General features: G+C 65.5%; 21 protein-coding genes. 20 read left to right on the top strand and 1 reads right to left on the bottom strand.

What is annotated here, in order from left to right; genetic code table 11:
- Positions 1-2: 2 nt before the first annotated feature.
- The 18 genes from ABIC44_RS03270 to ABIC44_RS03185 all read left to right on the top strand — a co-directional run bounded on the left by ABIC44_RS03270 (position 3) and on the right by ABIC44_RS03185 (position 19,529).
- A complete protein-coding gene (locus tag ABIC44_RS03270) occupies positions 3-638 on the top strand; it encodes a TraE/TraK family type IV conjugative transfer system protein (protein WP_354293594.1) in 636 nt (211 codons plus the stop codon).
- The gene (locus ABIC44_RS03265) at positions 622-1,389 is read left to right on the top strand and encodes a type-F conjugative transfer system secretin TraK (protein ID WP_354293593.1); all 768 of its coding nucleotides are present in this window, start codon (positions 622-624) and stop codon (positions 1,387-1,389) included. The genes ABIC44_RS03270 and ABIC44_RS03265 overlap by 17 nt, the downstream gene beginning before the upstream one ends.
- Positions 1,386-2,666, top strand: coding sequence for a TraB/VirB10 family protein (locus ABIC44_RS03260; protein WP_354293592.1), 1,281 nt, complete (start codon positions 1,386-1,388; stop codon positions 2,664-2,666). The genes ABIC44_RS03265 and ABIC44_RS03260 overlap by 4 nt, the downstream gene beginning before the upstream one ends.
- 32 nt (positions 2,667-2,698) lie before the next feature.
- Positions 2,699-3,310 carry a TraV family lipoprotein gene (locus tag ABIC44_RS03255; protein WP_354293590.1) on the top strand — a complete coding sequence of 204 codons (612 nt, stop codon included), beginning with the start codon at positions 2,699-2,701 and terminating at the stop codon, positions 3,308-3,310.
- Positions 3,307-5,805, top strand: coding sequence for a TraC family protein (locus ABIC44_RS03250; RefSeq protein WP_354293588.1), 2,499 nt, complete (start codon positions 3,307-3,309; stop codon positions 5,803-5,805). Before ABIC44_RS03255 ends, ABIC44_RS03250 begins: the two co-directional genes overlap by 4 nt.
- Entirely contained in the window at positions 5,805-6,128 is a 324-nt protein-coding gene (locus tag ABIC44_RS03245) for a hypothetical protein (protein ID WP_354293587.1), read from the top strand. The genes ABIC44_RS03250 and ABIC44_RS03245 overlap by 1 nt, the downstream gene beginning before the upstream one ends.
- The gene (locus ABIC44_RS03240; protein ID WP_354293585.1) at positions 6,125-6,496 is read left to right on the top strand and encodes a hypothetical protein; all 372 of its coding nucleotides are present in this window, start codon (positions 6,125-6,127) and stop codon (positions 6,494-6,496) included. The genes ABIC44_RS03245 and ABIC44_RS03240 overlap by 4 nt, the downstream gene beginning before the upstream one ends.
- Complete coding sequence (locus ABIC44_RS03235; RefSeq protein WP_354293583.1) at positions 6,493-6,726, top strand: hypothetical protein; 234 nt, start codon at positions 6,493-6,495, stop codon at positions 6,724-6,726. The genes ABIC44_RS03240 and ABIC44_RS03235 overlap by 4 nt, the downstream gene beginning before the upstream one ends.
- Complete coding sequence (locus ABIC44_RS03230; protein ID WP_354293582.1) at positions 6,716-7,339, top strand: conjugal transfer protein TraW; 624 nt, start codon at positions 6,716-6,718, stop codon at positions 7,337-7,339. Before ABIC44_RS03235 ends, ABIC44_RS03230 begins: the two co-directional genes overlap by 11 nt.
- Positions 7,336-8,349 carry a TraU family protein gene (locus ABIC44_RS03225; protein WP_354293580.1) on the top strand — a complete coding sequence of 338 codons (1,014 nt, stop codon included), beginning with the start codon at positions 7,336-7,338 and terminating at the stop codon, positions 8,347-8,349. Before ABIC44_RS03230 ends, ABIC44_RS03225 begins: the two co-directional genes overlap by 4 nt.
- Positions 8,350-8,566: 217 nt before the next feature.
- A complete protein-coding gene (locus ABIC44_RS03220; RefSeq protein WP_354293578.1) occupies positions 8,567-10,453 on the top strand; it encodes a hypothetical protein in 1,887 nt (628 codons plus the stop codon).
- Positions 10,450-11,553 carry a conjugal transfer protein TraN gene (gene traN / locus ABIC44_RS03215; RefSeq protein WP_502959813.1) on the top strand — a complete coding sequence of 368 codons (1,104 nt, stop codon included), beginning with the start codon at positions 10,450-10,452 and terminating at the stop codon, positions 11,551-11,553. The genes ABIC44_RS03220 and traN overlap by 4 nt, the downstream gene beginning before the upstream one ends.
- A 1-nt stretch (position 11,554) precedes the next feature.
- Complete coding sequence (locus ABIC44_RS03210; RefSeq protein ID WP_354293576.1) at positions 11,555-12,376, top strand: type-F conjugative transfer system pilin assembly protein TrbC; 822 nt, start codon at positions 11,555-11,557, stop codon at positions 12,374-12,376.
- Entirely contained in the window at positions 12,348-12,944 is a 597-nt protein-coding gene (locus ABIC44_RS03205; RefSeq protein ID WP_354293574.1) for a S26 family signal peptidase, read from the top strand. The genes ABIC44_RS03210 and ABIC44_RS03205 overlap by 29 nt, the downstream gene beginning before the upstream one ends.
- Before the next feature lie 29 nt (positions 12,945-12,973).
- Entirely contained in the window at positions 12,974-13,807 is an 834-nt protein-coding gene (locus ABIC44_RS03200) for a conjugal transfer protein TraF (RefSeq protein ID WP_354293699.1), read from the top strand.
- Complete coding sequence (locus tag ABIC44_RS03195; protein WP_354293572.1) at positions 13,804-14,385, top strand: hypothetical protein; 582 nt, start codon at positions 13,804-13,806, stop codon at positions 14,383-14,385. Before ABIC44_RS03200 ends, ABIC44_RS03195 begins: the two co-directional genes overlap by 4 nt.
- Positions 14,386-14,436: 51 nt before the next feature.
- Complete coding sequence (locus ABIC44_RS03190) at positions 14,437-15,855, top strand: conjugal transfer protein TraH (protein ID WP_354293570.1); 1,419 nt, start codon at positions 14,437-14,439, stop codon at positions 15,853-15,855.
- A 5-nt stretch (positions 15,856-15,860) separates the two neighbouring features.
- Positions 15,861-19,529 (top strand): conjugal transfer protein TraG N-terminal domain-containing protein, encoded by a 3,669-nt coding sequence (locus ABIC44_RS03185; protein WP_354293569.1) that lies wholly within the window; start codon positions 15,861-15,863, stop codon positions 19,527-19,529.
- Here ABIC44_RS03185 and ABIC44_RS03180 read toward each other — a convergent pair.
- On the bottom strand, positions 19,523-19,942 hold the full coding sequence (locus ABIC44_RS03180; protein ID WP_354293567.1) for a hypothetical protein: 420 nt from the start codon (positions 19,940-19,942) through the stop codon (positions 19,523-19,525). The genes ABIC44_RS03185 and ABIC44_RS03180 overlap by 7 nt on opposite strands.
- 845 nt (positions 19,943-20,787) lie before the next feature.
- On the opposite strand from ABIC44_RS03180, the gene ABIC44_RS03175 reads away from it, so the two are divergent.
- Positions 20,788-24,444 carry a tetratricopeptide repeat protein gene (locus ABIC44_RS03175; RefSeq protein WP_354293565.1) on the top strand — a complete coding sequence of 1,219 codons (3,657 nt, stop codon included), beginning with the start codon at positions 20,788-20,790 and terminating at the stop codon, positions 24,442-24,444.
- Positions 24,445-24,625: 181 nt separating this feature from the next.
- Positions 24,626-26,062 carry a DUF6880 family protein gene (locus ABIC44_RS03170; RefSeq protein WP_354293563.1) on the top strand — a complete coding sequence of 479 codons (1,437 nt, stop codon included), beginning with the start codon at positions 24,626-24,628 and terminating at the stop codon, positions 26,060-26,062.
- Positions 26,063-26,088 lie beyond the last annotated feature (26 nt).

Here is a 26,088-nt window from a genome sequence, read left to right as displayed (position 1 = left end):
CCATGCGCTTCCGACGTCACGCTATGCCCGACACCGATCCGCTGAGCGGCAAGCCGGCAAGCTTCGGCATCCACCGCTACCTGCAGGGGTCTTCGAACCTGTTCGAGGAGAATCGGCTGCTCAAGTTCGCGGTTCTGGGCCTGTTCGGGATCACCACGGTCCTGGGTGCAGTGGTCTACAGCGCCGACCAGAACCGCCGGACCGTGATCGTACCGTTCGCGGCCGGAGGCGACCTCTACGTCACCGGGTCCAAGCCCTCGGCCGATTATCTGAAGGCGATGACGCGCAACATCGTCGCGCTCGCCGGCACCTATTCGGCCTATTCCGCCGACACGCAGTTCCAGGCGCTACTCGCCATCGCGCACCCGACCGCCTTCAATTCGCTGCGCGACAGTTTCAACGCGATCCTGGACGAACTCGCCGACAATCCGACGCTGTCGATCGCGACTTACATCTGCACGGATCAGCCGGTCACGTTCAGCGATCATGACATCGTCGTGCCGGTCGAGAAGGTCCGCGTGATCGGCGGCGTGATCCGCAAGTTCCGCGGCACTCTCCGGATCCGCTTCACCATCGACAACGGCCGCTTCTGGCTGACTGGCCTCACCGAGGAGAACTTCAATGCCGATGCCCGGTAATCGGCTGCGCGCATCCGCGGCAGCATTGTCCGTGCTGGCGACATCGCCGGCGCTCGCGCAGACGATCACGGCACTGCCCGATCAGCGCAGCGCGATCCGCCTCTCCAATCGCGACATCAACCACATCGTTTGTGCGGGCGGCGACGTCGAGGACGTCAAATTCTCGGCCGAGAAGGGCCTTGCGGTCGAGAAGGCGGGCTCGGACGCCTGGATCAAGTTCCTGGTCAGGGAAACCGACGACGCCGGACACGTCACGCGGACCTATGTGACGACTCCCAGCGAGTTCTTCGTGTCCTGCAATGGCGCGATCTACTCGCTCTATGCCGAACCTGCCGACATCCCCGCCCAGACGGTGACGCTGGTGCCCGGGTCGGCCCAACGCGCACGGGCCAATCAGGATCTGCTCGGGCCGCTGGTCGAGGAAGAACGCGCCGTGTCGGTGACGCTGGCGATGCTGCAGGACCGGGTTCCCGCGAGCTTTACCGTCGTCGCACCGGAGGCAGGCGATTTCACGCTCGCCGGCCTGCCCGGCGCCCTTTTGCGCGAGCGACGGCGTGTCGAGATCGATGGGGCCGGCCTGTCCGCATCCGAATATATCGTGACGGCGAACGGCGTCCTCGATCTCGACGAACGCCTGCTGCTCGACCGCCGGCTCGGCGCGCGCATCTTTGCGGTCAGCGCAGATCGGCTCGCCCTGAAGCCCGGCGAGATCGCGCGGATCATCGTCGTGCGGCGTGGAGACGTCCGGTGAGCGGCCCCGATGAGACGACGCCCGTGCCGGAGCCGGTCGACCGCGGCCTCGCGCTGCTCGACGTCAAGGCTCGCTGGGCGACGATGGACGCCAAGGCCAGGCTGCGTGCCATGCAGTGCGCCGTCGCCGCGTCGGTCGCGGTGCTCGGCTATGGGCTCTACACCGCGTCGGCCGGATCGAAGCATACTCCCGACACCGCACATCCCGCATCGAAGATGGACATGGGTGCAGGGTTGCGCGGTGACAGCCTCGAACTGAAGCTGCGCGGCGATCTCAGGAAGGTCCTCGACGGTCAGTCGATGCTGGGCGAGCGGATTAGCGCCATCGAGGAAGGCCGTGTCGTGCCCGGCACCAAGCCGGGTCTGAGCGGAATGCCATCGGACCTTGGCGACGACACGAACAACGGTGATTTGCCGCCCGCGTTGCCGGGAGCCGCCCCCGCCTTCCCGCCCCCACCCGACACATCGGCAGTCGAACCGAAGGGCGACACACTGCCGCCACCACCCGGTGGCACCGCGCCGGCGGCACCACCGCCGCCGCCGGTCGAGAAGACGCTTGGCGGGATCGGCAGCGCGACGGGTCCGATCACCGCGGCAGGCGGCGCTGCGACAACCGACACCAAAAAAAAGAGCCGCACGATCTATTTGCCGCCTGGTTTCATGAAGGCGCGGCTGCTGACCGGGATCGACGCGTTGGCGAGCCGCGACGCGACGTCCAACCCGGAGCCGCTGATCGCCCGCGTCCAGGCCCCGGCCGTCCTGCCCAATGACGTGAAGGCGAACCTGGCTGGTTGCTTCGTGGTCGGCAACGCCACCGGCAGCCTCGCCAAGGAGCGGGTCGAGGTTCAGCTCGTCTCGCTGTCGTGCGTCGATTTCGACGAACGCTCGGTGGTCGACCAACCCATCAAGGGCTTCTTCGTCGATACCGACGGCAAGAAAGGCCTGTCGGGGAAGGTCGTGACCCGCGCCGGCGCGAGCCTCGCACGAACCTTCATCGCCGGCACCATTGCCGGGATCAGCCAGACCGTCGAGGGCACCTTCGGCAGTACCGCAACCTCGGCACTCGGCAATGTCCGCACGCTCGATCCGGGTGACGCAGCCAAGAGCGGCATCGCCGGCGGCCTGGGCAAGGCGTCGGACAAGCTGGCCGACTTCTATCTCGACCTTGCGCGCCAGGCTGGTCCCATCGTCGAGGTCGGCGCCGCCAAGGACGTCGTCGTCGTCATCCAGGAGGGCGTGCCCCTCGAAATCAAGGCCAGCGCCGGGGTGAAGTTCTGATGCGCCGGCCCTTTTCCATCGGAGACAATGTGATGCTCTCATCGTCCCTTGGCCGGATCGCGCTGCGGTCGCCACTCATCCTCCTGCCGCTACTCGGCGGCTGCGCGTCGCTCGGCCATACGCTGTCGCCCTATGCCGAGAACTTCTCGTGCAAGAACAGCGACCACGGCCAGTGCATTGCGCCGGACAAGGCCTATGCCGATGCCGTCGCGGGTCGCGCGCCGCGCTCCGATCCTGCTGTCACCCGCGACAAGGCGCTGCTTGGCGACGCTCCGGTCGAGCCGGCGCGTCACGCCTGGCGCAAGTCCGAGCCGCCAGCGAAGACGGCGTATCAGGGCTATCGCGACAGCGTCTATCGCGAGTTGCAGGGCCTGGTCGACCGGCCGGTGACGCCGATGCTGCGCCCGGGTCGTACGATCCGCACGCTGATCCTGCCCTATGCCGATCGTGAGCGGCCCGACCGTCTCTACATGCCGCGCTATGTCTATTCGGTGCTCGATGCGCCGCAATGGGTGGTGGGCGATTATCTCGTCAATCCCGTCAGTGCCGCGGCGCGCGCTCCTGTCCTCGGCCAGGTCCGCGACAAGGCGGTCGACGACGCGGCGCCGGTACCGGTCGCCCCGAACGCGGGCGACGACAAGTGAAGGCGCCCGGCACCCGTACCGGCGGGGGGCTGACCGTTGCCGGTTTGCAGCGGTCGGTCGCGCGGGATCGTTATTCGGACTTCCTGCCGCTGGTCGCCTGGGAGCCGGAAACCGAGGCTTTCCTGTGCATCGATGATGGCTGGGGCCATGCCTGGGAGCTGACCCCGACGCCCTATATGTTCGCCCACGTCCACCAGGCGCTGGTCGGCCTGTTAAACATCGCGTTTGCGTCGAACACCGTGGTGCAGCTTCATGCCTTCGCCGATCCGTTGATCGACGATGCGCTAGACGCCTATCTCGATCTCAAGACGCGGCCCGATCCGCTGATCCAGGCGTCGGCGCGCCGTACCGCCGAGTACCTGCGCGCCGGTACGGCCGGTCTCAAGGCGCTGAACGCCATTCCGATCCGCAACTTCCGTGTCTTCCTGTCGGTGAAGACCCGCGCGCCGCTCGGCGCCGACCTCCGGCGGCAGATCGAGGAGCAACTCTCCCGCCTCGGCATTCGCCGCCTGGCGCCCGAGGCACTCGTCAGCTTCTACCGCCGCATCTTCAACGGCGTCTTCGCAGCCGCGCCAGGGGTCTTCGCCGACGAGAGCGGCCAAGGCCGTCCGATCCGCAAGCAGATCATCGATGCGGGGCCGGCGCTGAGGTTCGACGGGCCGGAGATGTTCCTCGGCAACCAGGTGGCACGGTGCCTAACGCCGTGCGCGCCGGCACGGCGGATCACGGCCGAGCGGGCCAACCGGCTGATGGGCGGCATGCGGGGAAGCAGCGAGGACAGTGACCAGATCGGCGGACCGTTCCTGCTGACGCTCAACCTCCTGTTCGACCATTCGCAATTCGAGATACACAAGCGCGCGCAGGTGCTGTCGGCGCAGAAGGCGGCGGGCAGCTTCGCGGTCGAGGTGGCCAAACAGGTCGAGGAGATCGGCTGGGTTCTCGACGAAGCGGGCAACAGCCGCTTCATGACCGTCATCCCGACGATGCTGGTGTTCGGCCGCACGCGCGCCGACGCCCGCGAGATGGCGGCGCGGGCGCGGCGCCTCTGGGAATCCGAGCCGCTGCCCTGGATGATGCAGGAGGAGAGTTACCTCAATCCCGTCCTGCTGCCGATGAGCCTGCCGTTCGGCCTCTATCCGGAAAAGCGCACGCTGCGCCTGCTCGAGCGCGATCTGAAGATGCCGGTGAAAGCCGCGGTGCTGATGGCGCCGGTCCAGGCCGATTTTCGGGGCGGCGGGCGCCCGGCCCTCCTCTACGCCGGTCGCAAGGGCCAGTTGGTGACGCTCGACCTCTTCGACCCACGCATCAACAACTACAATTTCATCGTCTCGGCCGAGAGCGGCGCCGGCAAGAGCTTCCTGCTCAACAACCTATGCCAACAGTATTTCGCGCAAGGCGCGCTCGTCCGGATCATCGATATCGGCGGGTCGTACCGCAAGCTCTGCACGCTCTGCTCGGGCCGCTACATCGATATCGGCGAAGAGCGCCTCGTCTTGAACCCGTTCGACATGGGATTCGCGCTCGACGGCGACGACCGCCAGTCGGCGATCGCGATGGCCGTCGCGATCGTCGCTGAAATGGCCAATGCCGCGACCCGCAAGGGGGTCTCAACGTCGGAATGGAACCTCCTCAAATCCGCGGTGCAGTGGACGATCGACAACGACCATGCCGAGGAAGGTATCGACTCGGTTCGCGCATGGCTCGGCGCTTACCCCGAGTTCGCCGGTTCGGATCTCGATCGCGTCGATCACCTCGTGCCCGTCGCGCGCGAACTGGCCTTCAACCTGCGCGATTTCGGCTCGGACGGCGCCTATGGCCATTTCTTCAACGGTCCATCGACGTTCGACATCTCCGCCGACGAGTTCGTCGTGCTTGAGCTCGAGCGGCTGAAGGCCATGCCCGACCTGTTCAACGTCATCGTCATGGTGGTGGTGAACGCGGTCACGCAGGAACTCTACCTGTCGGCCCGCGACCGGCCGCGCTTCGTCCTGTGCGACGAGGCCGCGCAATTCATGACGCGGAGCGACGGCCAGGATCTCTCGCGTCTCGCCGAGGCGTTTGCGCAAGGCTACCGCCGCGCGCGCAAATACCAGGGCAGCTTCGGGGTCGTCCTCCAGTCGCTGAACGACCTGTTGCTGTTCGGCGGCACGGGCCAGGTCATCCTCGAGAATGCGGCAACCCGGTTCCTTCTGCAGGGCTCGACCTATGACAAGGCGGTCGAGAACAAGATCATCGACTATTCGGGCTTCGTCCTCGACCTGTTGAAGTCGGTCCGGAACCACAAGCCGCATTACAGCGAGGTCTTCATCGACTCGCCGCTGGGGCTCGGTGTCGCACGCCTGGTGGTCGACCCGTTCAGTTACTGGATCAACACCTCCGCCCCGACTGAAGTCGCGGCCTTCGAGGCACTGACCCGTGCCGGCCGTTCGCCGCTCGAAGCCATCTGCGAACTGGCCGGCGTCGACCCAGCCGCGATCCTCGGGGAGACCCGCTGATGTTCCGGAAACCTCATCCCGACCAGATCATGTTCGACTGGAGCAAGGATGCGCAGATGGAGCGCATCATCGCCGCCCGCGTCGCGATCCGTGCCGAACGGGAGGCGATCCACTGGCGGTTCCGCCTGATCTGCGTGGAAACCGTAATGATGGGCGTCATGGTGGCGGCCGCCGGAATCACGCTCGACCAGCCGACCGCCCGCGTCGTCCATGCCGCGATCGGGGTCATGCTGGCCTGTCTCGCCAGCGGCCTGCTGCTCATCGGCCTGTCCGCGGCGAGCAGCCTCATCGTCGCTCGCTACCGCCGATGGAGGAAAGCATGAGCGCGACGCAGATGCGCCCGCAACGGGGGCAATACGACAGCGACCCCGGCGCGACCCTCGCCAGCGATCTCAGGGCGCTCGGCGAAGACCTGCATGTGCTCGGTGTGCTGGCTGAGCGTGCATGCACGCTGTTGACGGCGGAGCGGCTCGTTGCCCGTCGACGCTTGCGGATCGTCGTTGTCGCCAGCGTCCTTGCCGCGGCCATGCTCGCGGTACTGCCCGCGATGGCAATCGGCCTCAGCGGGGGCGCAATCGTCGCAACCGCCCTGCTTGCCGGCGCGGGCGCAGCGATCCCCGGTCTCGCCCTACTCCGTCGGCCAGACCTGTTCGATCGGGCAGCGGTCATCATCGCGCGGGTGCAGCGATGAGCGGCCTCTTCTCCCAGCAGCCCGGACAGGGTGCGATCCGCCTGCTTGTCGGTAGTCACGGCCTGCTGCTGGTCCAGTCGATCCTTACGTCATGGGGCGGCGTCGACGCCTGCGGTCCGCGTCTGATCGCGGCCCTGGCGACGGTGATCGCCGCCCCGGCGCTGATCTGTGCGCTGGTCGGCGACGGGGCGGATCACGATCATCCCTGGAGGCGGCGCGATGCGCGTTGAACCGAACGTGATCCTGCGCTTCGTCGGCGCCGCCGCGCTTGCCGCGACGCTCGGCGATACCGTCCATGCGGAAACCGCGACGGTCGGCCGGACCTGGCCGATTGCCGAGCCCGATGCACTGGCCGAGATCGAGGCGCGTGTGAGTCGCCAGCCGGCGAATATCGCGAGCCGGTTTGGCCCCCGCGAGCGGTGGTCCGCGATGCGAGGCGCGAGCCTGGCTCCTGCCCCGCAATCGCGCGTGCGCCGCGTGGTCCCGTTCCATACGCTCGCCTTCGACATCCACGGTGCCGACGGCCGAATCGTCTATCCCAGGGGCTTCACGTTCAACCCGCTCGCCTATGTCACGCTGGCGCAACGGCTCATCGTCGTCACGCCGCGCGATCTTGATTGGGCGCTGTCGACGGCCGAGGCGACCGATTATATCCTGCTTGCCGCCGGCAAGGATGCCGATCCGATCGCCTTGTCCGAGAAGGCGCAGCGGCCGATCTTCCTCCTCGAGCCCCGCGTCAAGGAGCGGCTCGGTCTCACCGTCGCGCCCGTGATCGTTCGCCAGGTGGGTCAGGCGCTGGAACTGACCGAAGTGCGGCGGGATCGCTCGGGAGCGACGCGATGATCCGGCTCTCCCATCTGCTTCCCACCGGGGCCGCCGGCATTGCGCTCGCGCTGCTCGCGCAGCCTACGCCCGCGCACGCTTCGAAGTGCGAAAGCGGCGCCTTCAATCCGATCACCAAGGTGCGCTGGACGTGCATTTTCCCGATCACCATCGGCGGGGTGAAGGTCGGGCCGTCGGACCCGCTCGGCAAGGCGCTCGACGCGCAGACCGCGGCGAAGCCGCTATGCGCCTGCCGCAAGGGGGCGACCTTCACCTTCGGCGTCAAGGTGAGCTTCTGGTCGCCCAATCGCATGGTCGACGTCGTCACCGAGCCGGGCTGCATGATGGCGCTCGGCGCGGACATCATGGCGACGCATGGCCGCCTCCAGGGCAGCCAGACAAGCCTGTCGGACGGGACCAACACCCGCAAGCTGTTCGCCCAGATGCACTATTATGTCGCGCCGGTTTGGAAGATGCTCGACATGTTCACCGACCTGCCGTGCATCGAAGACGACGGCTTCGACGTCGCGATGATGACCGAGCTGTTGCCGACCTGGCAGTCGGCGACACTGGGTGCGATCGTCCAGCCCGAGGCGATCCTGTTCGGCAATCCGGCCGCGGGACTTGCCTGCATGGCCGACAGCGCCGCCGCGGCGGCCGGCAAGGTCATCGATCCGTTGTTCTGGTGCATGGGGTCATGGGGTGCGACCTACCCCCTCGCGGGCGATATCCATTTCGGCGACTCCGTCGAAGCCTGGGCCGGACTTGCCGCCCGCGGCACCTTCCTCATGGGGCGGCTCGGCGCGCTGACCATATCGTCGGAGGATGGCTGCTCCTTCCGGCCGCAGCCGATCTGGACGAAGTCCCGGTACAAGCTTCAGCTCATGGAGCCCGTCAAGGGCGGCCAATGCGTCAACATCGGTCGACCCGGTTCCCTGTGGACCAGCGCCAAGCACGCGCCGGCACATGACAATTCCCAATTCATGCTCTTCGAAAAGGTGATCTGCTGTGCCGGCATTTCCACGCCCTGAGCGGCGATCACCCTCCTTCTTCGTGCGCGTGCCGGATGTGCCCGGGCCTGCCCGCCACAGCCATGGTGGCTGTCGGCGCGTGCGCGGAGACGGAGCGGCGCCGGGGTTCCCCCGCCCCGGCGTCGTTCCACCAGCACGGCCGGCGGCGGTGGGATCCCCCTCCCTGCACTGTCTGCCGTTCGTGCTGGCCTGCTGCGCCGGATTCGTGCTTTCGAGTATGAATGCCGCCGCGCAGACCGTCGAGGATCGCGCCCGTGCCGCCGCTGCTGCGTCCCGTCAGCGCTCCGGCGACAGCGATGCGCTGCGCCGCAACTATGTGACGCCCGGCCTTGCGGGACAGTCGGTGGCGACGGTCGACGCGCGGACCCGGTTCACACCCGACATCGCATGCAAGCGGTCGGCAACCATGCTGGAGCTGATCGTCCAGCCGGCCGTGACCGGCGATATCGGCCGCCTGATCGTGTCGCGCGACGCCGATCTCGACGGCCGCTTCGATAGCAGCTTCACCGCGCCCGCGCCCATCTCGGGCATCTGCGCCAATGGCGTGATCGCCTGCCAGCCCGGCACCTGGAATGGCTGTCGTCATTTTCGCTGGGATGCGGGTGTTGGCGGCGCGATCGGGCTGACCGATGTCCCGCTCAGCGCGCTGGCCAGCTGCTATTGCGTCAATGCCAGCTGCGGCGCGAATCTCGTGATGGGCAATCTGCCGTCGGTGCTGAAGGACCTCGGCGGCGGAGTGGTCGGCGCGTTGACCAGCGCCGATCCCCGCATTGGCGTCGCCGAGGCCAGCATCGATGGTCCCTCGATCCGCTACACCGGCGCCGTCACGACCGCCTGCACCCCATCGCCCGACCTCGCCGCCACCACCTACCGCGCCAATCCGAGCGCGATCCAGGGTGATGCCTTCGTGCTTTCACGGACCAACAGCGTCTTCCAGGAGCTGGCCGGCTCGGCGGCAGGACGCGGCAAGGTCGAGCAGACCCGCGCCTGCACGGTGGAGCGCGACGTCCGTCTCGCGGAGGTGAACAGCGACGATATCATCGCACGCGTCGCCGGCGGCTACGCGACGGTCGAGCCTTCAGCCGAAACGCGGCTGTTCCAATTGGGGTCGCCCCGCGACGACAGTCTCAGCGGCGGACGCTGCCGGTTGTTCGACTTCCGCATGACCTTGCGGGTCGGCGATGTCGATCGGCTCCGCGAGTTGCGCCTGTCGCGCTACTTCATGGACGACTGGATGCAGCTTCGCGTCGATGGTCGTCTGGTGCTGAGCGATCCCGGGAACTGGACCGGGGGCGGCACGCCAGCGAAAAAATGCGAACGCGGACGGACCTGGTACGGCGCGCCCGATCTCGATCTGAAACCCTATCTGACCAAGGGCGACCACGAGATCTGGCTGCGCGTTGCCGTCGGCGGTGAGGGTGAGGCATTTGCCGAAGTCGCGGCGACGCTCGACCTCGCTTGCCAATCGTCCGAGCGCGTGATCGACCTGTGTGCCGGCTATGCCGCCGACAAAGCCTGCCGGCTCACTGACGAGCGCATCGACGATGTCGTGACGATCAGGAACGGTGTCGTCACCGGGCTGAAACCGCTGCCCCAAAGGCGCGACTTCGGGTCGGGTGCATGTTCGCTCAGCCTGACACGCGACTTCTTCGCCAAGGATCGTCGCTACACCTGCACGAGCGACACCGGCCTCACGCCGGAACCCGATCTCGGCCGGGCGGCCTATATCATCGACCGTTCGACCGAGACGATGCTCGCGGACCGAACGCGAAACTCCGATGGCAGCACCAGCGCAACGACGCGCGCGTTCGGGCTCCCGCAGCGCGCCGCGGTGCCGACGTGCGAGACGCTGTGCAAGACCCGTGCGCCCAGCGTGAACACGGCGGCCGCTTCGGACGGCGTCGTCGGCAGCCGCCAGGTCGATCCCACGGGCTGGCAGACCTTCTACCACGCCTGCACCGCCGAGAATGTCTGCCCGGCCGGTCCCGGCGAAGAGATCGTCTCTCCCTGCGGTTGCCTCGACGACTTCCCGGAGGCCGCAGTGATGATGCAGACCGTCCGATTGGGCGGGGCCGATCTCGTGTGCACGAGTTCGCCGCGATGACCCGCTGGCTCCTGCCCCACCGGCTCGCGCTGCTCATGCTGTCGGGTTTCACCGCGGTCATCGCATGCACACCGGCCCGGGCGCAGATCTGCGCTGCCGATCGCAACGGTAATGGCGATGCGTCCGACGAAGGCGAGACCGCACGCTGCGATGCCGTCACGGATGGTGGCAGCCAGTGCCCGATCGACCGTGTCGCCTGCGTCGCCGAACCGTCCGGCGATTATGCATGCCCGCTCGGTCAGCAATTCCCCTGCGGCGTTACCGAGGCAGGCAGCGAACCCAGCTGTTCGCCGCATGCCTGCACCGCGCCCGATGCGCCCAACGGCGGCATTGAACAGGAGCCCGTGGTCGATGACCCCGGCACGCCTGCGGACGGCCCCATCGATGCGGCCGGTAATTGCACCGGCACCATCCAGATCTTCTCGGGCCGCGCGGTGCGGTGCCGGACGGCCGGGCTCGGCACCACCTTCAGCAACTGTTGCAAGGACAAGGGCAAGGTCGTCCGCGACGGGAACGGCTCCGCGCTCTCGTCGGCGGGCGCGACGGTCGCGGTCGCCAAGGGCGTCCTGACCGGCATGAAGGCCGCCTACACCGCGTTTCAGGCAGGAGCGACGGCGACGCAAGCGGCGTCGACCGGCGCACGGGCGCTGATCATCGGCATCGATCCGACCAGCCTCGCGATCAGTGTCGCGATCAACCTGATGATCGAGGTGCTGCTGCAGGCCTGCGACCAGCAGGACATGGAGACCGCCATGCTCAAGGGATCGGGCATGTGCCATGAGGTCGGCAGCTATTGCACCTCGAAGATCCTCGGCGTCTGCGTGCAGAAAGCGCGTGGCCAGTGCTGCTTCAACACCAAGCTCGGCCGGATCATCCAGGAACAGGGCCGGCCCCAGCTCAAGGCGTTCGCCGGCATCGGCTGGGGCACACCGAAGAAGCCCTTCTGCCGCGGCTTCACCGCCGAAGAGTTCCAGGCGCTCGACTTCAGCCGGATGGACCTCTCCGAATATTACACCGAGATCGAGGCTCGCGCGCAGGGCCAGATCCAGGCCGACATGAAGGATCGGATCGATGCCTATGCTCGCACGATGGGCAGGTAGCGTGCTGCTGCTTGCAGGTAGCGCTGTCGCGCAAACCGCACCGTCACCGCGGACCGACGCGCGCAGCCGCGTTACCGAAGAGGGTGATGCAGCGATGGAGCGGCTGCGGGCGGCGACCGCGCGCCGCAAGGCGGAAGCGGCTCGTAGTCCGACGATCCCAGCCGTGCCCGATGGCGCCGTTCGACGCCGCGCCGCGGATGCCTTGCGCCGCCGCGCGGGATCGCCACCCATGGAAGCGCGCGCACGGGCCGGGGTCACGACCGGCCACGAAAGCCTGGCCGCGCAGCGCGATGCCATGGCGAAGCGGCTTGGCCAGGCGCTCGGGCTCGAAGCACCCGAGATGGCTGCGGTTGCCGGCATCGTCGTACCGGCCCCGGACGGCTGGGTGCCAGTGCTGTTCGTCTCCTCGTCGATGCCGGTCGCGACCCTGCGCACCTATGCCGGCCAGCTCGAACGGGTCGGAGGCGTCCTCGCCTTCCGCGGCATGCCCGGCGGGATGACCCGCGTCGCGCCGATGGCCAAGCTGTCGGCGGAGATCCTGCGCCGCGATCCCGGTTGCACCGGTCCGTCGTGCGCGATGCGCAGCGTTCAGGTCATCGTCGATCCGCTCGTCTTTCGCCAGCATGGCATCGCCCGCGTGCCCGCCCTTGCGATGATCCCCGGTGATCCGACCCAACCCTATTGCGAGCGCGAGGAGGGCAGCCAGCGCAGCCCTCAGGTCGTCTACGGCGACGCCGCGCTCTCCGGCCTGCTCAATGAATTTGCCCGCCTCGGCGGAAACCTGGAGGTACGCGATGCTCGTCGCCGTCTGGAAAACCGGTAAGGCGCTCTGGTCCGAAGCAAGGATGCTGCCGCTGCGCGCTGCCGTTGCGCTCGGCAGTTCGGGTCTTGGCGAACCGCCGCGGCCGGACCGGTTGTGGAAGGGGATGGCGATCATCCTGCCCGTGGGGGCGGCCGCCTGGTGGGCGATCCCGCAGGTGACATGGGTGATGAGCCCGTCGATCGACGCTTGGGCGGTGCGTGCCGCGCCCGCCCCGATCCGGCGCGGCGACCTCGTGTCTTTCCGCCTCTCGCACCCGATCGCCGGTCCCAGGCCGGTGGACGTCACCAAATATGCGCTGTGCTTTCCGGGCGACCGGATCGCCATGATCGAGAAGCCGTCGATGACCGCCGGTGCCATTGATGGCTGGTATTATTGCAATGGCCGACTGCTCGGCATCAGCAAGGCCCGCGCGCACGACGGGCGCCGGCTCGATCATTGGCACCCCGAAAATGGTCGTATCCCGCCAGGCATGATCTATGTCGGTTCCGCCCACGAAAGCGGCTTCGACAGCCGCTATTACGGTCCGGTCGCGGTAACGCGGCTGACGCGCATGGAGCGGGTCCTGTGACGCCGCGCGGGCGTGGCATCGCCGCCGTGATGCTCTGCGTTATCACCCCCGGGATCGCCAGCGCTGAGGCCGGCACGCAGGCGGGTCAGCGCGGCTATTGGTGGTATCAGGCGCCGCCGAAGTCCACGCCCGACAAGGACGCGCCGGAGGAGCTCGTCAAACCGGACATCCCGCCGATGGCGGAGCTCGCGACGTGGACGCCGCCGAGGATTCGCAAGCTCATCGAGGCCCAGCGCGACTATGCCGCAACGGTCCTCACGGTCGATGCTGTCGCCGACTTCTGGCGGCTGCAGGATTTCGCGCGGCGCAAGGCCCGCGCGTTTGCCGGGGTGACGCAGGTCGCGATGCTCCAACATCCCGAGTTGAACGCGCGTAGCGCCAATCCGCTCGTCGGGGAGGCGCGCGACCGGATGGGCGCGATGAAGGATGCGGCCCGGCTCGCCTATCTGCGCGCGCATGCCGGCGGCTTCGCGCTCGTCATGTTCTCGCGCAGTTCGTGCGGCTATTGCCGCGTCCAGTGGCCGATCCTCGAGCGCTTCCGCGAGGAGACCGGTTGGCAGGTTACGCTCATGGACATCGACCGCCGCCCCGATCTCGCCGCACGGTTCGGCGTGTCGGTGACACCGACGACCATGGTGATCCGTCGCGATTCAGCCCAACGGATGGTGATCGCCACCGGGGTTGAAGCTTATCCCGGCCTCGCTCAGACCGCGTACCAGGCGGTCAAGCTCCTCACCGGTGATATCCGGCCCCAGCAGTTTCTGACCGGTGCCGGCGAAGAGGGCGGCTTCTTCGACGCGCTCGCCAATGGCCCGGTGAGCGCCGGTAGCGGCGATACGGCGACAGGCGGAGACGTGCCATGATGTGCCGGGCTGTCCTCGCCGCGGTGGCGTTCTCCGTTGCGGTGCCTGCTGCCGCCCAACCGTCCTCCGGTGATGCAGCGCGGGAAGCCGCCATTTACCCGGTCGGGACCGTGGTCGACATGCGCGCCTGGCTGGCCCGCGTTCCGGTGACCCGCGCCTTCCCGCCGGACTTCGCCGGATCGTTGCGCGCACAGGCACCGCTATTCACGATCGAGATGACGACCGCGCCTGGTTGCGTGCCCTGTGACGATGCCTGGGCCAGGCTCGCCGCCTTCCGTGCCCGCTATGGCTGGCAGGTTCGCGTGATCGGTCGCGACGAGGCACTGTTGCGATCTGGCAGGCTCGGTCTGCCCTGGGTCGGTCATCCGGTGATCTGGGTACGACCCATCGCCGATCCGACCCGGATCGTCCCCATCGCCATCGGCACCGACCATGACGCCAATCTCGCTCGCAATGCGTGGTTGGCCGCGCGGATGCTGTCGGGCCTGAGCCCACAGACGGGCCTGCGCGCCATGGCGAAGTTCACCGGCATCGTCGGTGCCGCCTCTTCTTCTCCGTCCATTCCCGCCCGCCGCTGACATGCCGCCCGCTGACATGCCGCCCCCCCCGCCCCGACAAGGATCGATCCGATGCCGCCTCGTCTTGCCCGCCTCGTCATCACCACCTTACTCGCCCTCGCCTCCTGCGGTGTCGCCGCCCCGGCCTGTGCGCAGAGCTGGGCGGAGAGCTGGTTCGACAATGTCACCTATACGCAACCGGGGAGTTTCGAGGATCAGGCGCGCGGCTATGTGACGGCGGGCGGCATGTCCGGCCGGGTCGACGTCCATGACGACTATCTGATGAGCCTGACGCTGCCCAAGGTGAAGGCCGGCTGCGGCGGGATCGACATGTTCCTCGGCGGCATGTCGTTCCTCGATCCCGATTACCTCGTCCAGAAGCTCGAGACGATCCTGCAGGCGGCACCTGCGGTCGCGTTCCAGTATCTGCTCGAAACGCTCGACGAGAAGATGGGCAACGTCATCTCGAAGATGGAGGCGGCTACCAACTATCTGAACTCGATCCAGGTCAACGACTGTCGCTTGGCCAACCGCATGGTCCAGATCGCCAGGGGCGACGACAATATGTCGGGCGTGATCGAGGAGATGACCGGTTACCGGTCGGTGCGTCAGGGCTTCGCCAAGAGCTGGCAGCAGAGCCGCGAGAAAATCCAGGCCAACAAGGGCAACCCGACCGAGGACCTGAAGGACGCGCTCGTCAACTGCCCACGCGAAGTCACCGATATCTTTCGCACCGGCTCGCTCCTCGCCCATGCCGCGGCGCGGGTCGGTGCCGGCGACTGGGCGGCGATCATGCGTGCGCGGGTGGGCGACGTCTACATGCGCTGGAGCGACACCGACAAGGTGCCGGTCTTCGCCGCCATCCCGGCCTGCCCGCGTCAGGACGGTGAATCGGCCGACGACTTCCTGACCGGGCGCGTCCAGCGCCGTGCCCTCAACATTCCCGCAACCGCCAACGACTGCGTGCCCGACGGATCGGGTCGTGGTGCGCTCGTCCTCGCGCGCGAACGCATGCAGGGAATCGCGACCAAGATCCGGTCCCGAACGGCGTTGACCAGCGAGGAGCGCCAGTTCGTCGCCAACGTCCGCACCTTGCCGATCTACCGCATGCTCGAATGGGGCGTGCGGGAAGGCGTTTCGGACTCCGTGATTGGCGATACCGACGAACTCGTCGCCCTGACGCTGGCCTATCAGATGCTCAACGACCTCACCCGAACGATCGACTTCGCTCTGTCCAACGCCGAGCGCGGCGCCGACGCTGCCGGCGCGGTCGATGCCGCCAGCGCCAATCTCTGCCAGACGCGTATCCTGACAAAGGGTATGGACCAGTTGCGCAGCCTTCGCGACGAGGTGCTGCGCCAGCGTGCACAGATGCGCCAGAGCTATGTCGCAGCGCTCGGCGCCGCCAACCTCTCGGCCAATTATGCCGGCCTTGTCCGCCAGCGCGACCGCGATGCGCGCGACGCGGCCGGCGCCGATGCGCGGCGCTGACCGCGATGAACGCCAGCTTCCACACCTGGGACGGTTTCGCCGAGACGGTCGATGCGTTCCGGCTTGTCGCGATGATCTTCGCCGACCCGCGCTATATGACGCTCGTGCTCATCGTGGGCGTCGTCGGGATTTCGCTCGGCGCGGTGATCGCCAGCGTGCGCGGTCAGGGCATGGGCCTTGTCGCCTATGGCTTCCAGATGCTGGTCGGGATCGGGCTGTTCGTCGGCCTGATCGCGACCACCGGCACGGTCCATGTCTATGACCGGGTCCGCAACGCCTATCAGCCGGTCGGCGACGTTCCCAATCTCATCGTCCTCGTCGCGGGCGCGACCAACCTGTTGGAGCGCGCGCTGGCCGAAGTGATCGACGACAATACGCTCGATCCGAATGCGAAGCTCGAGATGGGCGCCGGCGGTCACAGCTTCGACCTGTTCCTCAACGCTGTCTCGCCCGTCACGCCGATGACCGACAGCTTCCTCGACGCGACGATCCGCGATTATGTCCGGCGCTGCTATCCTGTCGCGCGGGTGTCACCAGCCTATGGCGTCGACGACGATAGTCTATTCCGGACGACGACGGACCTGCCCTCGGCCTTTGCCGCCATGGCAGGGCCAGCGACCTTTTCGACCGTCTATACGGCCGCCGACAAGGGTGGCCAGACCGTCAGCTGCGCCGAAGCTTGGGACCATATTGCCAACCGGTTGAGCCAGCCCGGACTGTTCGACGACTATGTCCGCCAGATCTGCCAGCGCACCGGTTACGACGTGGCCAACGCCGGGCAGCTTGCCCGGTGCCGCCAGCGACTGGGGCAGGTGGGCGGGATGATGATGGGGACGTCGCTGTCGCTGCAAGGCTTCCTCACCGACGTGCTGCTCGGCCGCACCGTCGGCGATGTGCTCTTCGAAGACAGTCCTGCGGCGGCAGCCCGGACGATGGCCAATCGTGCAATAATCTCCGGCGGCCTCGCCACCATGTCGGTCGCCAACGAATGGATGCCGACCATCCGCGCCACCGTCTTCGCGATCATGCTGTTCATGGTCCCGATCGCGATGCTGTTCATCCTGACGCCGATCAACATGCGCGTTGCCAGCTTCGCGCTCGGCCTGTTCGTCTTCGTGGCGCTGTGGGGCGTGATCGATGCCGGCCTGTACCAGCTGACCCTCGGCCGCGCGATGGCGACACTTGCCGAGATGCGGGCGAACCATCTCGGGGCCAACGCCTGGATCCTCGCGCCCTCGGCGGCGATGAAGGCGCTGGCGGTCTTCGGCAGCTTCCGCACCGCGGCCGCTGGCCTCGCCGGTGCCTTCGTCTTCACCGTCTTCCGCTTCTCCGGCAATGTCTTCACTGCGCTGACCAGCGGCTCGCTTCAGGCGCAGGTGCAGGGTTCCAGCGCGGCGGCGGGCGTCGGGACCAGCGAAGGCTATGCGTCGGCGCTCGAGGCGCAGGCATCGGCGGGCGGTACGTTCGCGCGGCGGTCCGCCGTGTCGAGCTTCGGTGACTTCGGCGAGCGGTCGACCTTCGTCGCAAGCCGGGCGTTCGGTGCGGCCGACACGGTTCTCGGGGAACATGGTGGCGGCGTTCCCGGTGTCCCGGCCTTCGGCATGGGCGGCCTCGACGCCTCTCGCGAACTGGGCGGTCTATCCCCTGCCCTGCGTGGACGCGACCCGAGCGCCCCGGCCGTCGCGCAAGCGGTTCGGGCCAACGCCGCGACCACGGCCATCCACAATTTCGCCGACAAGGACGCGCTGCGGCGTCTCGGCACGACCTATTTCGGTCCGGGCCAGGCGGGCGAGCGGGCATTCGCCGCCTTCTCGCACGGCATGACGCAGTGGAAGGCGTTCGGCGATGCCCGCGCCTATGACATGATGCGACAAGGTGCCGAGCGGCACTTCGAACGCGCCGGCTATTCGCCGGAAGATGCCGCGCTCAAGGCATCGACCGTGATTGCCCAGGCGTCCGCCGATCCCACCTTCGCTAAGCTGACCGCCAACGCCTTCGAGCAGGAGGCCATGCTGCGCAATGACCTGACCGGAGCGGAAGTGAACGCCGGGGCGATGGAAGGGCGGCGCGATCAGGCTGGCGCTCATGTTGCCGCGACCGAACGCGGCAACGTCGCGACTGAACAGGCGTGGCGTACCGGTGGTAATGCCGGCCAGCGCCGTGCCGCCGCCATGCTCGGGCTCCCACTCGAGGAAACCTCCCGGCGGATCGGGTTCATCACCGCTCTATCGGGAGAGGCACGCGCGTCTGCGATCGGGCAACTCGGCCGGGCGACCGGACGTAACGAGGCGCAAGTGCTCAAGGCGCTGGAGACCTACACCGCCGCTACGCAAGTCGGTACCGCCGACGGCGCGACCGCCGAGGTCACACGCGAGGGCAGCAGCGTCTATACGCGGACCCGTGACACGGCTGGCTACGACGTCGCCGAACGCGCCGGCAAGCTCGACGCACAACGCGAAGTCGGTCATGACGGCACCCGATCTGCCGCGCGGATCGGGGAGCAGCGGCGACAGGCAGACAATGCCGGCTTCGCTGAAGGTGCCGCCGCCGCTGGCGTCTCGGTGCGCGAGGCCGCGCGGCTCGACAGCTTTATCCAGGCGCTCACTCGCACGGCGGGTAATCAGGTCGACATGGCTGAGGGTGGCGCCGGCGGCATCGCCGACCGTGCGCGCAACGAACGGACGACGCGGATCGTCGACAACGAGCGGCTGACCCGCATGCAGGGTCTCCTCCATGAGCATGGGATCGAACTGTCGAAGCGACAGATCGCGATGGATCAGAATGGCGATCTCAACCTCAACCTGACGCCGCAGACCGCGGCGGCGATGTGGAAAGCGGGGCTGATCAACGAGAGTCAGCTCGGCGCGATCGCCGGCGGCGGCCACGCGCGCTTCAGCTTCGCGCATAACGATTTGCTGGTGTCGAGCAGCACCGGCTTCTCGCGCTCGGCGCGCGCCGATACGAGCACGCGCTTCGAGGCTGGCAAGCAGGCGGGGCCCGATACGATCGAGCATTTCCTCGGAGGCGGCGCCGAGGGTCACGCCGCGATGGCCAACTGGCTGCGCGGCGGGTTCGAGATGGACCGGAATGGCAACTGGCGGCTTAAGCCGCAGGTTGCCGACACCATCCAGCGGGATGTGACTGCGATCATGGCTCAAACCGGGTGGCAGCGAGGTGTAAATCGCTCGGCCGATCATACCGCATCATTTGGCACAAGCATCTCGGGTGGCCTTGGCGCGTCGACATTGCGGGGAGGCACTTCGGGCGGAAGCGTGCCATCAGGATCTGGCGGACAGCGTGTCGGCCAGATTTCTGGTACCGTTGGAATGGAAAGCATCGACCGCGGCGCAACAACGGATATAGCCAGTGCTACGTTGGACATCCTCAACTACGATGTTCGCGAGGCGATCGCCGGAGCGGAGTCTGCCGCGGCTAGGTCAAAGAGCCCGGCGATGACTTTCACACAGGAGCTTAGCCGCCAAGTTCTCGGCCCGGGCGGACTTCGAAATCGATACATCGAGCAAGCTGACGCGGCCCGGGGCACATTCGATCCATCGGCGCCTATCACGTCGTTCGAGCAGTCGTCGATCCTGAGGACTGGGCGCATGTCAATGCATCCCGAGGGTGGGCTGACTGACGGCGATTCAGCATTCAAGACTCGGAGAGATCAGTGAATTCCGTCCTTCAGTACGCCGATGTGGCGGAGGTGGCGTACTCCAGATCGCGGGTCGCTTGGATCCAGGGTCGGGTCCAACATCTCACCTGGTCTACGCGGGTGCCAGTGGGGTGCCTCTGGCCCAAGAATCCAATCGCCACGATCAAGCTTCCCACGCACGAAGCCAAACCCAAGAAAAAGGAAAAGGATGAACGGATTACAGATGAGCGCAAGGCAGTTTGCGACGAACGTGGCGAAGAACGGCGCAAGCATGGGCGCTTTCAACGACGCTGCACGCCCCACCCAATAAGACGCGATGGCTGCCCACCACACCTTTGCATACCAAGGGTGCCAAAACCAATCAGAAGCTCGCAAAGGCTCGAGCGGGCTGGCTTCGCCCAGATCCGTGACCAAGTCCTCTTCGTCACTCATGACCTTACCTTTCGGTTTTGGATGATAGCATATCCGCAGGCCGACATGAATTTGTTTGCCGGCTTCATCAGCGATCGCGATTCCAATCGGATCCTCCGGGGCCAATCCTATCCCGGACATTGGTGGTCGAAGTCGCTTGATGAACAGTGCCCCAAGCTGATCTCAGGCATTCAACCGCGCCGCCCGTATTCAAGGGAGGGGAGCCTTGGCTGAAGATCAGGTCTGGATCACGGTAGCCGAATTTTCTCGAAAGGCGCGCCTTTCTGCTCGACAGCTGCGAAGGTTGCGCCAGCGTAAGACACCCGGATTTCCAAGAGAATTTGACTTCGGCACTGGCAGCAAGCGCTGCCCACGATTTAAGTTGAGCGAAGTCGATGATTGGCTAAACTCACGGCTGTTATGGTAAATATGTCCACGAACAAGCTCGCCGCACATATAGTTGGAAGGATGCAGGCGGAGTCAAATTATCCACATCATATCGGACATATCTGCGGCGACACGCTTCACGATTTAGAACACGATCTCCACCTTGACGAACTGGGAGTGATGGTTGCCGAGGGCTGAGTTCATCCGGGTGGAAGCGCCCACGGAGCTTTCGCCAGCGTGTACGCGAGATGGTCGATCCCCGAATGCCACTTCGTGGGACAATGCAGTCGTTTACTACGCCTACTTCGGACGACCGTTTTTGGGAGATGCGGTCGTTCATGGCCGCACCGGTGCTGAAATGCACCTGACGCCGGCTATCGGAGGACGAGCAGCTGGCTGCTGTGCGTCCTTCCTACCCTCATCAGCAGTGGAATTACGTCTTCGGAACGTTATAGTGTTCCCACTAACGGGTGGGGTACATGAAAGTTCTTCTCTCCGCGCTCGTCGCCACGAGTGCGCTTACGAGTGTAGCGTACGCTGCGGATAAACCGGTGATTGGCCCGGCGCCTTCCTGGGTGAAGCCTGTTACTCCACCTCCGGTGCCCGTAAAGGCGGACGAAGCGCCGGTTCGCATCCTGCTGTCCGATCAGCAGGTCGCGTTGGAACCCGGACGGCAGACCGTCTACTCCGAAACATCGCTGAAGATTCAGACGCCGCAAGGCCTAGCCGCCGGCAACATATCGCTGCCGTGGCGCCCCGAGACCGACGTGCTTACGGTCCACAAACTTCTGATCCGTCGCGGCGACCAGACCGTCGACGTGCTTAAGTCTGGCCAGACGTTCACGGTTCTCAGGCGTGAACAGAATCTGGAGAGCGCGACGCTGGATGGCGTCCTCACGGCCAATATCCAGCCCGAGGGCTTGCAGGTCGGCGATACGCTAGAGTTCGCGGCGTCAGTTTCGTCAAGCGACCCGACGCTAAAGGGGCACGTCGAGCAGATCGCGGGAGCCTGGAACGGCTTTCCAATCGGACGGGCGCATCTCCGTGTGCAGTGGCCGACCAGCCTACGAGCGCGCCTCCGGCAGACGGCCTCCCTACCCGCGTTGAAGCCAACGAAGATAGGCGACACGTCCACTGTCGAGCTCTCGCTCGACAACGTGGAGCCGATCATTCCGCCAAAGGGAGCGCCGGCTCGTTACCGCATCGGGCGCCTTGTTGAGGTGACCGATTACGCCTCTTGGGCCGATTTGGGGGCGCTCATGGCGCCGCTTTATGAGAAGGCCGCCGCGATCCCGGCGCAAGGTTCCTTACGGTCAGAGTTGGAGCGCATACAGAGCCTCTCGTCCGACCCAAAGGTCCGCACCGAGGCAGCGCTCGCACTGGTGCAAGACAGGGTGCGTTACGTCGCGCTCGCGATGGGAGCGGGCGGCTACGTTCCCGCCGACGCCGAGACGACGTGGTCGCGCCGGTATGGCGACTGCAAGGGCAAGACAGCCCTTTTACTCGCACTTCTTCACGCCATGGGGATCGAGGCGGAACCAGTCGCGGTCAGTACGACCTTCGGCGACGGCCTTGACGCACGTTTACCCATGGTGGGGCTGTTCAATCATGTGCTGGTTCGAGCATCCGTGACCGGACGCACTTACTGGCTGGATGGTACCAGGACGGGCGACACAAGCCTCGACAGACTGACCACACCCAATTTCGGTTGGGGTCTTCCACTGGTCACCAAGAGCGCGGCGCTCGTCCGAATGATTCCCACGCCGTTGGCAGTGCCGACACAGGACACTTCCATTCGGATCGATGCGAGTGCTGGCATCTCCGTGCCCGCGCCAACGAAGATCGAGACCATCTTGCGCGGGGACGACGCCATCGGAACTAGCGTGGCTCTGGCGAATCTCGCTGGAGAGGCACGAGATCGAGCACTCAGGGACTATTGGAAAAATCAGTACGACTTCATCGACGTAAAAACTACAAGCGCCACATTTGATCCGAAAACCGGTGAGCAGCACCTGATTATGGAAGGCACCGCCAAGATGGATTGGTCGGGCGGCTCCTACCAGACCGACGGCACGAGTGTTGGTTACCGGGCCGATTTCAGTCGTGATCCAGGCCCGGACCGAGACGCACCATTTGCTGTCCCATACCCAACGTTTACTCGTACGACGGAGACCATCGTCCTCCCGAAAGGGCGCGGCGATTTCAAATTGGGAACAGGGCTCGAGGTAGACCAGACCACCGCAGGGATACAATATCGCAGGCACGCCACGATCAAGGACGATGTTTTCACGATCGAGAAGACGGAGCGCAGCGTCACGCCTGAGATCCCAGCCGAGGACGCGCAGGCAGCCCAAGCAGCGCTACATACGCTCGCGGATCATCCCGCCAACCTGCGCAAGCCGCTTGGCTATGAAGCGTCCGAAAAAGAGGTCGCAGCTGCCCGCGCGAACACCCCATCGAATGCGTTCGAATATGGCAGGCGAGCCGGTCTTTTCATCGACCAGGGCATGCGGAAGGAGGCTTTGGCGGATTACAGTAAGGCCATCGAACTCGACCCGACTAACGTCTGGGCCTGGTCAAATCGCGGCATCACAAGGGTTCAGGAAGGCGACCTAGCTGGCGCACGCGCCGATCTTGACAAGGCTGAGGCGCTTGACCCCACCTATGTGCAAATCTTCATTGGCCGGGGCATGTTGGCTGACGTCGAGCATCGTTCGAAGGATGCAATCGACGCCTACACAAAGGCTCTTCAGCGGGAACCCGGCAACGGTTACGCGCTGACGCAGCGAGCTGCCGCGTACGCTGCACTAGGCGATCAAGGCAAAGCAATCGCAGACCGTACTGCGAAAGCGGATGCCGACGTGACGGCCAATCCCGACGCCGCTTCTCCGTACCTCGATAGAGGCAACCTGATGCTGGACATCAGGCGCTTCGATGACGCGATTAAGGATTTCGACAAAGCTCTATCGCTTGAACCCAAAAATGCCATGGCGCTGGCGGATCGGGGGATGGCTCGTGCTTGGAAGGGAGACCTAGAAGCCGCCTCGACCGACCTGAATGCCGCCTTTGCCATCGACCCAAAAAACGTCGTTGTGTTCCGCGCACGTGGTCTCATTGCGCAGCAAAAGGGGGCATGGCGCGACGCGATCGCGGCGTACACTTCGGCTTTGCAGCTTGAGCCGTCGAGCGGCTTTGCGCTGGGTCATCGCGCCGAGGCAGCTCGCGCGGCGGGCGATAACGAGGCTGCCCTTCGCGATGCGGCCGCGGCAATCAAGCAGCAATCCGGATGGATTGAGCTCTATCTGTTGCGAGCGAATGTCTTGCGTAGCCAGGGCAGAGAGATCGAAGCGCTTGCTGAAGCCAAGGCCGTCACCGCTGCCAATCCAGACAACAGCTACGCTCATGTCGTGGCCGCTAACATCTACAGCGCTTTCCATAAGGACGCAGAGGCAATGCGCGCCTACGACAAGGCTATCGCGCTTAAGCCCGAGGCGTACGTCTACCTGAATCGCAGCCTCCGCAGGCCGAAGTCCGATTTGGCGGGTCGCCGGGCGGACCTCGATGCTGCTCTGAAGCTTGAGCCAAATCTTACCGAAGCCATTGCGCAGAAGGCCGATTTGCAGGCGGAGAGCGGAGACCTCACTGGGGCGATCTCGACTTATTCGTCCGCCCTCGAGAAGTCTCCAGATGACCTTGCGCTTCTTATGGGGCGTGGCATCGCTTACGCTCGTTCGGGTGAAGCTGCCTATGCTGACGCTGACTTCCAGCGGGCGAGAGGGAAGGAGGCCGAGCCGGTGATCCTCAACAATATGTGTTGGGCGAAGGCGACTGCCGGCGTGGCGCTAGAATCAGCGCTTGCTGATTGTAATGCGGCACTCGCAAAAGCGCCCGACATGGCCGGATATCTCGACAGTCGAGGCCTGGTTTTGCTCCGGCTAGGTCGAATCGATGACGCTATAGCCGACTATGACCGGGCGCTCGCCAAGAGTCCGAATATCCCGTCGTCCCTGTTCGGCCGAGCAGTAGCCTGGGCGCGTAAGGGTGATCGCGCGAAGGCTGAAAGCGACGCTGCCGCTGCTGCAAAAATCGATCCGGATATCCAAGCCGACTTTGAGCGCTACGGCGTCAAGCCGTGACGGATTTGTCGCAGGCAGGCACGCTTAAGCAAACGGCAGTTATTGTGAAAAGCGGTCTTTCGAAACTGCTTGGCTGAATGACTTCGATTGGTCGCCGACGGTCGCTGGGATAAGGCGTGCAGTACGCAAGCCGCAAAACTGCATTCATGATTGACCGGGGCATAGGCTTTCACAAAATCGGATGATGGCTTCACCGAAGACGCTGAATGCGACGAACCTCTCGGCACTGGGAGCCGCCAGGCTGGCCGAGTTGCTTCTGGAACTGGCGCAGGGAGATGCCGCCATGAAGCGGCGTCTGCGGCTCGAACTGGCGAGCCAGACGGGCGGCACCGATGTTGCCGCGGAAATCCGCAAGCGCCTCGCGTCGATCGCCCGATCGAAATCCTTCCTCGACTGGAACAAGGTTCGTCCGTTGGCGCAGGACCTCGATACGCAGCGATCAGCCATCATGACCCATGTCGCGCCAGCGCATCCGGGAGAGGCGTTCGAACTCCTCTGGCGCCTGATCGACATGGCGCCAGCCATCTACGACCGATGCGACGACAGCAATGGAACGGTCGGTAGCGTCTTCAGCCAAGCCCTGGAAGATATCGGCGACATCGCCCCACAGGCCCGGCTCGACCCGGTTCGCTTGGCCGACCGCATTCACGAAGCGCTCTGCGCCAATGATTATGGCCAGTTCGATGGTCTGATCCCGCTGATGGCGGAGGCCCTCGGGACGGACGGCCTGACCATGCTGAAGGCGAAATTCGAAGAGCTTGCGGCAAGACCGCCAGCCATTTCCGACAACGACAGTCGCAAGGTCGTTGCCATCGGCCCGCGCGGCGCGATGTTCAAGGACGACTATGCCGCGCGGCATCAGGCTCGCCTTGTCCATAGCGCGCTTGCCGACATTGCCGACGCAATGGGAGATGTCGATGGCTATGCCGCTCTCCACTCGGAGGCGGACCAGGCCAATCCAGCGATCGCGGCAAGAATTGCCGAACGGCTTCTGGCGTCCGGCCGACCCGAGGATGCGCTGGCAGCGTTGATGCGCGCCGAGGTCGGGATGGGTGTGGGTGGCCACTGGCCCGAATGGCAGAGGGTGCGGATCGATGCGCTGGAAGCGTCGGGCAGGATCGGCGATGCGCAGCACGAACGGTGGCAGACGTTCGAGCGGAACCTCAACAAGGAATATCTGAAAGCCTTCATCAAGCGGCTGCCGGACTTCGACGACATTGAGGCGGAGTCGAAAGCCCTTGCCTATGCATCCCGGTTTCCCGATTTCCATCAGGCGCTGTCGTTCCTGGTGGAATGGCCCGCGATCGATGACGCGGCCCGGATGATCCTCGCCCGCCATGCCGAACTGAACGGCGACCATTACTGGCTTCTGGGCTCAGCCGCGGAGGCGATGGAACAACGTCATCCCTTGGCCGCGACGCTGATTCTGCGAGCAATGATCGATTTCTCGCTCGATAAGGCCCGATACAAGCGATACCCCCATGCCGCCCGCCATTTGCAGACGTGCACCCATCTCGACAGCAAGATCTATGACTACGGCGAGCACGCCGACCATCAAAGCTATATGGTTGGTCTCAAGGCTCGCCACGGACGAAAGAGCGGCTTCTGGAATGCATAAAGGGCCTATTGGGACATACCTGCCGA

It is taken from the genome of Sphingomonas sp. 1185, from assembly GCF_040544655.1.
Lineage (GTDB): Bacteria > Pseudomonadota > Alphaproteobacteria > Sphingomonadales > Sphingomonadaceae > Sphingomonas.
Note: the sequence above shows the minus strand (reverse complement) of the source record. Positions and strands in the feature narration are given on the sequence as shown.